The following is a 12,140-nucleotide window of genomic DNA, read 5'->3' on the forward strand; positions in this document are numbered from 1 at the left end:
GAAGGCTGTCAGGCGACCGCTCGCACGTTCGGCAGCAGATCCGGACCGCCGACTTGGGGAAAGGTGTTGATGCTCCGGAACGCCTCGCCGTAGCGGACTCCGACCAGGTCGCCGCGCGCCCGACCGTGCTCCCGCATGGATTCCTGGTAGTCCATTCCGTAGGCGGTGTTCAGCCATTCCCGCTGGCTTGCATGCTCGCCGAGCACGGCAGACTTGTGCTCGATGACGTCGGTGATGTCGACGACGTGTTCGGGCGCGAAGTCCGAACCGTCCAATGTGTCCATCGTGAAGACATGGGGTATGAAGCACGGTGCAAACGCGCCTTCGATCAGCGGCACCGAGCACAGGATGCGCGCGTCGAGCGCGATTTCGCCGGCAACCCGGTGATCAGGGTGGTAGTCGGATGTGGCGTGCGCGAACATGACATCAGGTGAGGCTTGTCTGATCACGTCGATGAACCGCCGACGAGTGCCTTCGTCATTGAACAGGAACTCGTCCGGAAAACCCATCCAGATCAGCTGCGCGCCGAGCGGGTCGGCAGCCGTGCCTCCGCGTGTCGTCGCTCGGCGATCTCCTCTCGTGTTCCGTGGCTGGATCCCACTTCCCCGTTGGTGGCAATCGCGATCGTGACCTGGGCGCCGGCGTCGACGTAGAGCGCGAGCGTGCCGCCACACAGCAGCTCCACGTCGTCGGGGTGAGCACCGATGGCGAGTACTCGCATGGTCATCCTGCTTCCTCAGGCTCCGGCGGAGAACGCGATCGTGCTGAACAGGGTGTTGGCTGCCTGGCGTGAGTCCAGACGGGTGTGCTGGACGACGATCGGGTGGGACGAGGTCACGTCCGCGGAGAAGTCGGTGGCGACAGGTACGGGTTCGGGCTCGACGAGGTCGTTGAGCGTCACGTGCCGCACTCGTTCGGCGGGAATCGTCACCTGATAGGGGCCGACGGGCGGTCGGTCGGCGAAGTACAGGACGATTTCGACGTCGGCGTCCTCGCGTCCACTGTTCAAGATGCACACGCTTTCGTGGCTGCGGAGCGCCGGGTCGTCACCGGTGCTGTACGGGGGGATCCACCCGTCGCCGATCGCCCAGCGTGTTGCCCCGAGCCTGGATTCGTGTTGGAGCTGATGCATCACGGCTTCTTCCGCTAGACACTGATCGAGGACTTCGCCAGGACCCCGCCGTCACAACCGATCAGGGATCCTGTCGTGTACGAGGCGCGGTCTGACAGCAACCAGAGCACCGATTCGGCGATCTCCTCGGGTTGCGCCATCCGCCCGAGGGGGACTTCACGTGCCACCTGGTCGCGCATGCGCTCGACGTCGGCTGACGGCACGTTGGCCCACATGAGAGGTGTCTCGGTCGGACCGGGAACGATGGCGTTGATGCGGATGCCGAAGCGCGCGTAGTCGACGGCGAGCGTGCGCGTCATCGAGCTGATCGCGCCCTTGGACGCGCCGTAGGCGGTGACACCTCCGGCGGCGAACCCGACCTGCGCGGCCGGGGAACCGCACAGCACGATGCTGCCGCCGCCGTGCATCATCGCCTCCAGCGCCTGCTGTACGACGAGGAAGGTGCCCGTCGCGTTGACGTCGAGAACCCGCCGCCACACCGCTGGATCCAGCTCGTGAGAGGCACCGCCGGAGTCGATTCCGGCCGCGGTGAAGAGGCCGCGCAGAGGAACTGATGCCGCGTCGAGCGCGGAGAAGGTCTGCGCGACCGCGGCGGCATCCGTGACATCGAGGCCGTGGCTGGTGCCGTGGCCGCCGCGTTGCCGTACCCGGTCGAGTGTTTCGGCCGCGGCCGCGTGGTCGATGTCGGTGGCGTGGACATACCAGCCGTCGCGGGCGGCGGCACAGGCGACGGCACGTCCAATTCCCGAACCGGCCCCGGTGATGAGAAGCGCGGACCTGGTCATCGTGCCCTCCTGTCCGATGGGCGAACCGGGCACGTCATACCGCGCCCAGCAGGTGGACTGCGTCGGTGTACTGGGCGAGCTTGCCGGGGTCGAGGTCGATGCCGAGGCCGGGTTCGTCAGGAATGGCGAGCATGCCGTCGTCGTCGAGTTGCCAGGGCCGGGCGGTGATGTCGTCTATGTACGGCGATCCGGTGACGTACTCGACGAGATCGGTGTCGGGCAGCGCGGACGCGAGCTGGAGGTCGGTTGCGAGACCGACGGCGGTGTTCCAGCCGTGGGGGATGAGCTTGACGCCGTGGTCGTGGGCCGCCCAGCCGATGCGCCGCAGCTCGCTGATGCCGCCGACCTTGGTGACGTCGGGCTGGACGATGTCGAGTGCGCCGGCCTCGATCCACGGGTGGAACGACTGCCGGCGGGTCAGCACCTCTCCGCCGGAGATCGCGACAGGGGCCAGGCGGCGCAGGTGGGTGTAGTCGTCGATCGCGTCCGGAGGCAGGGGTTCCTCGAACCAGGCGACGTCGTAGTCGCGAAGCATGTGTGCGCTGCGCAGTGCCCACTTGTAGCCCTGGGTCCAGGCGCTGTCGCTGGCACCGGCGTCGACCATGAGCATCGCGTCGGGTCCGACTGCCTCGCGTGCGGCCGCGACGATGCGCTCGTCGAGGCGCTGGTCGATACGGCCGAACGGTCCCCAGCCGATCTTGAACGCCGTCCAGCCGGTATCGCGAAGCTGGAGCAGGTGGTCGCGCATCGGCTCGGGCTGTTCCATGAGCAGGGACGCGTACGGGCGGACGCGCTCGCGGTAGCGGCCGCCGAGGAGGCGACCGACCGGCTGGGCGGTGGCCTTGCCGAGGATGTCCCACAGCGCGGTGTCGATGCCGCTGATGGCGTGTGTGATCGATCCACCACGTCCCATCCAGAACGTGGTGCGGTGCAGCCGCTCGCTGGTGCGCTCGGGCTCCAGCGCGTTGGCACCGATGATCACGGGACGCAGCACCTCGAGCGCGCCTCGCACCAGGCTCTCGCTGGTGAAGACGCTGCCGATGCCGACCAGTCCGTCCTCGGCGTGGACGGTGACGAGGGTGTGCACGACGTCGTCTTGCGTCAGCTCCTCCTGCCAGCCTCCTTCGGGCGTCGCGCCGCGCAGTCCGGTGGCCCTGATGTCGATGATCTTCACTGTCTCCCGTTTCGTTGGTGTGGTGGTGCCTGATGCGTGGTCAGCTTCGGGGCAGGTACTGCCCCGCACGGGTGCCGAGATGCTGCCCGTCGTGGACGACGAGCCGTCCGTTGACGATGACGTGGGGGACCCCGGCCGCGTAGCGCCCGGTGAACGCGAACGTGTCCTGGGCTGCGAGGGCCGCGAGGTCGAGCACAGCGAGATCGGCGTGTGCTCCCACCTGGACGCGCCCTCGCCCGTGCAGCGCGAAGCGGTCGGCGACCATCGAGGTCCCCTTCCGCACGGCCTCCTCGAGAGTGAGGGTGCCTGCCTGTAGGACGTGGTGGGCGATGTAGTGGGTGTGGCCGGTGAAGAAGAGCGGGTGGCGTGTGCGTTCGGCGAGGGGCCCGTCGGTGCGGCTGGTGAACCCGTCGACGCCGAGGCAGAACAGCGGGTGGGCGATCGCCTCGGCAACGTGTTCAGGGGTGAACAACCGGCCCATCAGCTGTACGGCTTGCATGTCCGTCCCGGCGGCCTGGAGGACGTCGAAGAAGGCGTCCCAGCAGTCCTGTCCTCGGCGCTCGGCGATCTGTGGGAAGGACAGGCCCTCCAGTTCCGGTGTCGCCGGACTGGTCGCGAGCACGACGCGATCCCACTGGCCCTTGTGCACGAACCGCCAGTACCGGTCGCAGTCGCCGCGCAGCCGGGCCCGGACTTCGGCGTCGTCCAGTAGCCGTGCGGCGTGGGCAGGACCGTCGCCGAGGAGCCATCCCGGCAGTAGGCCGGTGGCGAGGCCGATGCCGTGCGGATAGGGGGTCATGTCGGCGAGAACGTCCATCCCCGCCTCCCGCTCGGCGGCGAGCCGGCCGACGGCTTCGTGCCAGGCGTCCGGCAGCGCGCCGGTGTCGTGGCGGACGTTGAGGTGCGATAGCTGCGCGCGAAGGCCGTTGCGCCCCGCGATGGCGAGGAACTCATCCACGGCGTCGAGAAGGTGGGCGTCGCGATTGCGGATGTGGCTGGCGTAGATGCCGTCGTACCGGGCGAGCGCGGCGGCGACGCCGGTGAGCTCATCGGTGGTCGCATCACGCCCGGAGCCGTACTCCAGGCCGCTCGACATCCCGAGCGCCCCCGCGTCCATCGCCTCTTCGAGGTGTCGGACCATCCGCCTGATGCCGCCGGCGTCGGCGCCGGTACCGCGTAACTCGGCTGCATCGCGCAGAGCCGTGTGCCCGACGAACCACGCCAGGTTCTGAGACGTTCCCCCGCCGTGGCGATGCACGACGTCGAGCAGTTCTGCGAAGCCGCGCCACGTGACCTTTCCGTCGTACCCGTAGGCACTCAGCGCGTTGCGGGCTGGATCGACGCCGGCCGCGGAGAGGGGTGCGTAGGTGACGCCGCAGTTGCCGACGACCTCGGTCGTCACGCCCTGACGGATGGTGCTCTGGGCGTCACGATTGCCGAGGACCGACCAGTCGCTGTGGCTGTGCGGGTCGATGAAGCCGGGAACAACAGTCAGCTCCGTGACATCGATGCGTTGCCCCGCCTCGGCGCGCAGACCACTCTCGACGGCGACTACCCGCCCGTCTTTGACAGCGACGTCGGCCACCCGCGCGGGGGTGCCCGAGCCGTCGACGACCTTCCCGCCGAGCAGGACGAAGTCGACGGCGGGGGCGGTGGCCGCGGGCATCAGCGGAGCTCCTGGTCGTGACCGTCGCGCACGCGGCTGAGGAAGACGAGCGAGATCAGCGCCCCGAAAGTCAGGTAGAACGCCGGGGCGACGTCGACACCGGTCGATGTCGCGAGGAACGTGTTCACGAAGGGTGCGGTGCCGCCGAAGACCGCCACGCCGATGTTGTACGAGCTGGAGAACGCGGCCGAACGGACCCGGGTAGGGAACAACTCGACGAACATCGCGGCCATCGGGCCCGAGACCGTGGCGAACAGGACGACGAAAACGACCTGGCCGAGGAGGGCACCGGCGATGGTGCCGCTGGCGACGAGCGCGAAAACCGGGTAGGTGCCGAGCGCGAAGAGCGCCATAGCGCCCGTCATCAGCTTCTTGCGTCCGACACGGTCGGACAGGACACCTGCGGCGATGATCAGGGGCACTTCGATCAGCAGCGCTACGACGTTGGTCATCAGGGCATCCGCCAGAGGAAGGGCGTCGACGCCGGTGAGGAAGGTGGGAAAACTGGTCGCCGTGTACCCGTAGAGGGTCACGCCGAAGACGATGCCGAGTACGAGCAGCCAGTTGCGGCGAGTCGTTGTGCGCCCCTCGTTGTCGGTGGCGGGGACATCGTTCGTGCTCATCTGACGCGAGCGGACCTCTTCTTCGCCAAGCGCTCGGTAGGCCGGGGACTCGTCGAGCTTGAGGCGAACGAACAACCCGACCGCCGCGACGACGCCGCCGACGAGAAACGGGACGCGCCACCCCCACGCATCGACTGTCTGCTCAGGTACGACCCGGACGATGACGGTGGCGATGCCCGTCCCCAGCAGGAACCCGGCAACCGTCGATGCCTGCACGATGCCGGAGAACAGGCCACGCCTGCCGGTGCGCGCGTGCTCGATGAGATACGTCGCCCCGCCGGTCCACTCGGCGCCCACCGCCAGACCCTGGAGCATCCGCAACGCCACGAGCAGCGCCGGGGCGAGCAGACCGACCGAGGCGTACGTGGGGAGCAGACCGATGAGCAGACTCGAGACGCCGACGATCACCATCGTCAGAGCGAGCATGCTCCGACGGCCGGCACGGTCGCCGAGCCGACCCAGCAAGATCGCGCCGAGGGGGCGGCACACGAACCCCACCGCATACGAGGCGAGGGACACCAGCAGCGAGACCGTCGGATCGTCCGACGGGAAGAACAGGCGTCCGATGACACCGGCCATCGCCCCGTAGATCGCGAAGTCGTACCACTCCAGCACCGTTCCCAGCACCGCCGCGGTCGTGACCTTGCCCGGTACTCGACGCCCTGTGTCCGTGCGTCTTTGCCGTGCTGGTGTCCCTCGTTCCATGTCCAGCCTCTCCACGGGCTCCCTGATGGGACGCTGACAGTAGGCCGCAAATGGCAGATGGTCAACCATCGGCCATTTGCTATGGTGGGGGCACCCGATGAAGGAGCCCTGCACGATGTCGGCCCTGCCAGCTTCGCCGCCCGAGTCACGACGCGACTGGATCCTGCGCAACCTGCGCGAACGCATCGCCTCAGGTGAACTCGCAGCCGGTGAAAGGCTCGTCGAGCGCGACATCTCCGCGGACTACGGCATCAGCCGCGGACCGGTCCGCGAAGCGATCATGGTGCTCGAACGGGAGGGGCTCATCGTCTCGCACCCCTATCGCGGTGCCGTCGTCGCGGAGATCACCCAGCAGGAGATCTCCGACATTCTCGTGCCGATCCGTCTCGTCATCGAGAAGGTCGCGTTCCGCGACGCGGCGAAGGCGTGGAACGAGGAACTCCTCGCCGCACTCGAGGTGATCGTGCGGCGAATGGAATCAGCGGCCCAGCCGCTCGACGCGCGGCGTCTCGCCGACCTCGATGTCACGTTCCACGAGACCGTGATCGCGGCCGCGCAGCATACGCAGTCGCTGCAGATCTGGCGCACGATCCAGCCCCGGGTGCGGGCGTACTTCCTCCGCGACGCCCCGCATCATGGCAGCCCGCACGCCGTGGTCGAACAGCATCGCGCACTCCTCGACGCCCTCGGTTCCGGCGACCCGCAACGCGCCGAGACCGAGATCACCAAGCACATCGGCATCTACCTCGACTGACGGACAGCCGCCGCTGAAGAAGATCCACCTCCTCCGGTTCAGCTCAGCGGTGTCGCTGGCGCCCAGCGGTGGGACTCGTGCCGCCGGCTGCTGGTCAGACGGCTTGCGCCGTGGGCAGGGTGGTGATTTTCGGTGAGGTTGGCGTGTCGTGGCACCGATGCGAAATACGCGACGGTTTCGGCGACGTCGGCGGGGCTGAGGACGTCGACGTTGTGGTGACAAGCCCTTGGTGGAGGGGTTTTCGACGAAGAGAACCGTCTCCACCAGAGGCTTCGCATGTGCTTGTCCACCCGTCGGGCGTCGATGTCTCCGGTTCTGCCCTGCGCTTCCTGTTCACCCGCCTGCGGCGGCACCGTCGCGCGATCGGCTCCCGCTGGCGGCGCCTGAGCGCCGGCCGCCAGGCCCTGCTCGCACTCGCCCACCTGCGGGTGGGGTACACGTACGCCCAGCTCGCAGCCGGATTCGGCATCGCAACCACGACCGCCTACCGGTATGTCACCGAGGCCGTCGAACTCCTGCCGATTGCTCCGGGAAACACAAGAGGCACGGGATGAACGTGCAGGCGACCTGCTGTTACGGCGGTTGCCCTTGCTGCTCGGGCCCTCGAAGTCCGCGCTCGCGTCTTCTGTCGGCGACCCTTTGACGGCATTCGATGTAACCATTATGGTTACTTTGAGGGAGGTGATCTCGTGGCGGGCAACAGCCGGCTCACCGTGGCAGCGCACGCTCTGACGTGGATCGAACTGCACCATCGACGCGAGGGTGGAACCGCGACATCCGAGAGGATCGCGGGCAGCGTCAACACCAACCCCGTCGTGATCCGGAGACTGCTCGGCCGGATGCGCGATGCCGGGCTGGTGCACTCTCGACGGGGCGCTGAGGCGGGATGGGTACTCGCCAGACCGCTGGAAGAGATGACCCTGCGGGACGTGTACGAGGCGATCGAGCCGGCGCCGCTGTTCGCCGTGCACCGCTCCGAGCCCAATCTCGACTGTCCGATCGGTTCCGGTATCCGGCCCGTGATGCGTCTCGCGTACGCGCGCGTCGAGCAAGCCGTTCGCGCCGAGTTGGAGTGCATAACGCTGGCCGATGTGCTCAGGGATGTCTTGGCCGGCTCTGATCCCACCGAACTGGAGCATGATCTGCCATGGGGCAACTTGACGGAAAGACCGCCATCGTAACCGGTGGTAACAGTGGGATCGGATTGGCCAGCGCCAAGCGATTCGCCGCCGAGGGTGCGCATGTGTTCATTACCGGGCGACGGCAGGAGGCACTTGACACTGCACTTTCCGAGATCGGTTCGAACGCCACCGGCGTCCGGGGCGACGTGTCCGATCTCAGCGATATCGACCGGCTTTACGCTGCCGTCGCCGACCAGGGGCGGCGCGTGGATGTGCTCTTCGCCAACGCCGGCGGTGGCGAATTCTCCACCCTGGAGCATGTCACCGAAGAGCACTTCGACATCACCTTCGGCACCAACGTGAGGGGCATGCTCTTCACCGTCCAAAAGGCGCTTCCCCTGCTGAATGACGGAGCCTCGGTGATCCTCACCGGCTCCACCGCGGCGGGTTCCGGTGGCGAGGCGTTCGGCGTCTATGCCGCGTCCAAGGCAGCCGTCCGTTCTTTTTCCCGAACCTGGGCCAATGAGCTCAAGCATCGCAAGATCCGTGTCAACACCCTCGTCCCCGGGCCCATCGCAACACCCGGCACCGCCGGCCTCGCCCCCAATCCGGATGAGGCAGCCAAGCTGTGGGCCTTCTTCGCGAGCCAGGTTCCCCTGGGGCGCATGGGCCGCCCGGATGAGGCAGCCGCCGCGGCTCTCTTCCTCGCCGGCGACCAAAGCAGTTTCGTCACCGGTACCGAACTCTTCGTCGACGGCGGCCTCAACCAGATCTGACTGCCCGCAGTCTCACTTGTCTTCACCGGTCACTCTCGGCCCCACACTGCAGGAATTGGCGCGAATGCGTTCACCCCCTGGCCGCGGGGATCGCGCAGCAGGCCGTCGCTGCGCACGGCCGCCACCACATGGTCGGAGTCGAGCGCGACCTCGGGTCGCCGCCCGGACCGGGCGAGCGCCGGCTCGGCCGCAGCCAGCAGGCACGCGGCCACCGAGGCGCCACCCGCCGTCGTCGTCGATGCCGAGATCGGCCGGCACGTCTCCGAGAAGTCCGCCCATGGTCCGATCCTGCGCGCCGCGGATGTCGGTGGCCATCCCTAGTAGGGCTTTGTTGGGTTGTTGATCTTCTGTGTGATGATTTTGTTGTGACTCCGGAGGAGATGCAGGTCGTGCGGCCGCGTGTGGAGGCGTTCGCGGCGGAGATGCTGGCGGGGGTGCCGCGGCGGGATCAGCGGGCCAAGGGCGAGTTGTATCTGCGGGGGTTGCTGCTGGATGGTCAGCGCAAGTCGATGCAGCCGATGGCCGAGCGGCTTGGGGTGGATCATCAGGGTTTGCAGCAGTTCATTTCCTCGTCGACCTGGGACGATGCCGCGGTGCGACGGCGGTTGGCCGGCTGGGCTGAGGACTTCATCGAGCCTCGGGCGTGGGTGCTGGATGACACGGGGTTTGTCAAGGACGGCGCTGACTCGCCGGGGGTGGCCCGGCAGTATTCGGGCACGCTGGGCAAGACCGGCAACTGCCAGATCGGCGTGAGTCTGCACCTGGCCACGGATTGGGCCTCGGCGGCGGTGAACTGGCGCCTGTTTCTGCCGGCCAGCTGGGACGATCAGACCACCGACGATGCCGAGACCGCCGCGGCGATCCGCCGTCGCCGCGCCCGATGCAAGATCGGCGACGAAGTCCGGCACCGGGAGAAGTGGCGCCTGGCGCTGGATATGCTCGACGAGGCGAGGACGGACTCGGGCCTGTCTGATCGGCCGGTAGTGGCCGATAGTGGCTACGGGGATGCCACCGCCTTCCGCCTCGGGCTGGACCAGCGGGGCCTGAACTATGTCGTCGCGGTCAAGGCCAGCACCAGTGCCCAGCCGCACGACGTGGTGCCGGTGACACCGACATGGTCGGGCACTGGCCGCCCGCCGCAGCCGGGCTATCCGAGCAAGCCGACCACCCTGCGCGAGCTCGCCTTGGCCGCCGGACGAGGAAGCCTGCATCAGGTGACCTGGCGTCACGGCAGCAAGAAAACCCCGCATAACCGCACCGGTGCGATGCGCTCGCGCTTCCTGGTGCTGCGGGTGCGCCCGGCCAACCGCCAGATCCCGCGGGCCACCGACGGCAGCCTGCCCGCGTGCTGGCTGCTGGCCGAATGGCCCCCGCGCGAGCCCGAGCCCACCGACTACTGGCTGTCCAACCTGCCCACCGACACGCCCCGGCGCGAACTGGTGCAACTCGCCAAACAGCGCTGGCGCGTCGAGCACGATTACCGCGAACTCAAAACCGGCCTCGGCCTCGATCACTTCGAAGGCCGCAGCCTGGCTGGCTGGTACCGCCACGTCACCCTGGTCAGCCTTGCCCAGGCGATTTGCACCCAGCTGCGCTACGACCCAAAAGCCCCTGCGCCGGCCTGACCCTGTATGCCGTCGTCCGCGAACTCCAGACCCTGCTGGCCGTCTGGACCGGCGCCTGCCACACCTGCCACCGCCCCTGGAACCCAACCACGACCGATTACCGACCTAACAAAGCCCTACTAGTGTCCTGAGTTGGAAGTTTGTTGTATGTTTTGGTGATGGGTCGTAGAGGTCCGCGTTTGCCCGATTTGGCGTTGACGGACGCTGAACGGGAGACGCTTCAGAGGTGGGCGCGTCGCCCGAAAACCGCGCAGGCGTTGGCGTTGCGGGCACGGATCGTGCTCGCCTGCGCCGAGGGAGTGTCCAACATGGACGTCTCGCGGCAGTTGCAGATTTCCCCTCCGACGGTGACGAAGTGGCGCCGCCGCTTTGTCGCTGATCGCCTGGAGGGATTGTCGGACGAGCCCCGGCCGGGTGCCCCGCGCACGATCACTGACCAACAGGTCGAAACCGTGATCGCCAAGACACTGGAGGAGGCGCCGCCGAACGAGGACTCGCATTGGTCGACTCGTTCGATGGCGAACGCGGTCGGGATGTCGCAGACGGCGATTTCCCGGATCTGGCGGGCTTTTGAGCTCAAGCCGCACCTGGTGCAGACCTGGAAGCTCAGCACCGATCCGCTGTTCGTGGAAAAGGTCCGAGACGTCGTCGGCCTCTACCTGGACCCACCGGAAAACGCCCTGGTCCTCTGCGTCGATGAGAAATCCCAGATACAGGCTCTGGATCGCACCGCGCCGATCCTGCCGGTCATGCCCACCACCCCGGCGCGCATGACCCACGACTATGTCCGGCACGGCACCACCAGCCTGTTCGCCGCCCTGGACGTGGCCACCGGATCCATCATCAGCCAGCACTACCGGCGGCACCGCCATCAGGAGTTCCTGAAATTCCTGAAGACCATCGACAAGAACACTCCCGCCGAACTGGACTTGCACCTGATCTGTGATAACTACGCGACGCACAAGACACCCGTGATCAAGAAATGGTTGTTGCGCCACCCGCGCTTCCACGTGCACTTCACCCCCACGAGCGCCTCCTGGCTCAACCTCGTCGAACGGTGGTTCGCCGAGCTGACCAACCGCAAACTCCGCCGATCCGCCCACCGCAGCGTCACCGAACTCGAAGCAGACGTCCGCGCCTGGATCGAATCCTGGAACGCCGACCCCACACCCTTCGTCTGGACCAAGACCGCCGACGAAATCTTCCAAACCCTCGCAGCCTACTGCCAACGAATTAACGACTCACGACACTAGGACGTGTCCTCAGAGTCGGAAGAGCGGCGGGGCCAGGTCGCGCACCGCTTTGGTAGGGCAGGACGGGATGCCGCGCCGCGGTAGGTAGCACCACGCGTCACGCGCAGGTGGTCGGGGCTGACGCACCGCCGCACGCGGCAGGTTTGATCGAGCATCATCCCAGGCGGGATGTCCTCCCCGGAGGCGAGGACGTAGGCGACGCGGTGTGCGCCGACCATCGCTCGGCCCGAGAGCCCGAACGCTCCGTAGGCCTACGGCTGCGCCCGCGCGCCACCGCGTGCACGCGTTCTCGTCGGCCTCGGCGGCCTTCGCATAGAAACGGCCGCGCACCGGTTCGGTCAACGTGGTCGACACACCGGCCGCTGCTGCAACGCGCACTCGACCGCCTCAACCCAGCGACGCTGGCCGCCGTGTAGGCGCTGGCTGCGCTCACCACCTGGCTGCCGGCCAGCGTGTCCGGCGCCACGGTCAGCACCGCGCTCGGCGTCGGTCTGCTGGCCGTCGCACGCGTCGCGGTTATGCGCGC

The 12,140-nt window shown here is 67.6% G+C and carries 12 protein-coding genes and 2 pseudogenes; 6 read left to right on the forward strand and 8 right to left on the reverse strand.

Features of this window, described 5'->3' with window-relative positions:
• Positions 1-8: 8 nt before the first annotated feature.
• From SACE_RS12575 to SACE_RS12605, 6 genes and pseudogenes are all read right to left on the reverse strand, one after another.
• Positions 9-727 (reverse strand): annotated as a pseudogene (locus tag SACE_RS12575) (PIG-L deacetylase family protein).
• A 9-nt stretch (positions 728-736) separates the two neighbouring features.
• A complete protein-coding gene (locus tag SACE_RS12585; protein ID WP_009951259.1) occupies positions 737-1,132 on the reverse strand; it encodes a sensory rhodopsin transducer in 396 nt (131 codons plus the stop codon).
• A gap of 14 nt (positions 1,133-1,146) precedes the next feature.
• Positions 1,147-1,917, reverse strand: coding sequence for an SDR family NAD(P)-dependent oxidoreductase (locus tag SACE_RS12590; RefSeq protein WP_009951258.1), 771 nt, complete (start codon positions 1,915-1,917; stop codon positions 1,147-1,149).
• Positions 1,918-1,951: 34 nt separating this feature from the next.
• Entirely contained in the window at positions 1,952-3,091 is a 1,140-nt protein-coding gene (locus SACE_RS12595; RefSeq protein WP_009951256.1) for a mandelate racemase/muconate lactonizing enzyme family protein, read from the reverse strand.
• A gap of 40 nt (positions 3,092-3,131) precedes the next feature.
• A complete protein-coding gene (locus tag SACE_RS12600; RefSeq protein WP_009951254.1) occupies positions 3,132-4,757 on the reverse strand; it encodes an N-acyl-D-amino-acid deacylase family protein in 1,626 nt (541 codons plus the stop codon).
• The gene (locus SACE_RS12605; protein ID WP_231849991.1) at positions 4,757-6,154 is read right to left on the reverse strand and encodes an MFS transporter; all 1,398 of its coding nucleotides are present in this window, start codon (positions 6,152-6,154) and stop codon (positions 4,757-4,759) included. Before SACE_RS12605 ends, SACE_RS12600 begins: the two co-directional genes overlap by 1 nt.
• 46 nt (positions 6,155-6,200) lie before the next feature.
• Between SACE_RS12605 and SACE_RS12610 the strand changes: the two genes are divergently transcribed.
• The 4 genes and pseudogenes from SACE_RS12610 (at position 6,201) to SACE_RS12625 (ending at position 8,736) form a co-directional block, all read left to right on the forward strand.
• Entirely contained in the window at positions 6,201-6,839 is a 639-nt protein-coding gene (locus SACE_RS12610; protein WP_009951252.1) for a GntR family transcriptional regulator, read from the forward strand.
• 278 nt (positions 6,840-7,117) lie between these two features.
• Positions 7,118-7,401: pseudogene (locus SACE_RS12615) on the forward strand (helix-turn-helix domain-containing protein); the annotation flags it as partial.
• Between the two features lie 127 nt (positions 7,402-7,528).
• Positions 7,529-8,020, forward strand: coding sequence for an Rrf2 family transcriptional regulator (locus SACE_RS12620; RefSeq protein ID WP_009951250.1), 492 nt, complete (start codon positions 7,529-7,531; stop codon positions 8,018-8,020).
• Complete coding sequence (locus SACE_RS12625) at positions 7,987-8,736, forward strand: SDR family oxidoreductase (RefSeq protein WP_031334623.1); 750 nt, start codon at positions 7,987-7,989, stop codon at positions 8,734-8,736. Before SACE_RS12620 ends, SACE_RS12625 begins: the two co-directional genes overlap by 34 nt.
• A gap of 29 nt (positions 8,737-8,765) precedes the next feature.
• Here the strand turns inward: SACE_RS12625 and SACE_RS37565 are convergent, their stop codons facing one another.
• Positions 8,766-8,948, reverse strand: coding sequence for a hypothetical protein (locus SACE_RS37565; protein WP_009951650.1), 183 nt, complete (start codon positions 8,946-8,948; stop codon positions 8,766-8,768).
• Between the two features lie 153 nt (positions 8,949-9,101).
• Between SACE_RS37565 and SACE_RS12630 the strand changes: the two genes are divergently transcribed.
• Both SACE_RS12630 and SACE_RS12635 read left to right on the forward strand, forming a co-directional pair.
• The gene (locus tag SACE_RS12630) at positions 9,102-10,361 is read left to right on the forward strand and encodes an IS701 family transposase (RefSeq protein WP_408005362.1); all 1,260 of its coding nucleotides are present in this window, start codon (positions 9,102-9,104) and stop codon (positions 10,359-10,361) included.
• 158 nt (positions 10,362-10,519) lie between these two features.
• Positions 10,520-11,614, forward strand: coding sequence for an IS630 family transposase (locus tag SACE_RS12635; RefSeq protein ID WP_011873748.1), 1,095 nt, complete (start codon positions 10,520-10,522; stop codon positions 11,612-11,614).
• On the opposite strand, the gene SACE_RS40100 is transcribed toward SACE_RS12635, so the two are convergent.
• Positions 11,611-11,832 carry an HNH endonuclease gene (locus tag SACE_RS40100; protein ID WP_081468439.1) on the reverse strand — a complete coding sequence of 74 codons (222 nt, stop codon included), beginning with the start codon at positions 11,830-11,832 and terminating at the stop codon, positions 11,611-11,613. The two genes, SACE_RS12635 and SACE_RS40100, sit on opposite strands and share 4 nt — an antisense overlap.
• Positions 11,833-12,140 lie beyond the last annotated feature (308 nt).

Origin of the sequence: Saccharopolyspora erythraea NRRL 2338, assembly GCF_000062885.1 — a bacterium.
GTDB lineage: Bacteria > Actinomycetota > Actinomycetes > Mycobacteriales > Pseudonocardiaceae > Saccharopolyspora_D > Saccharopolyspora_D erythraea.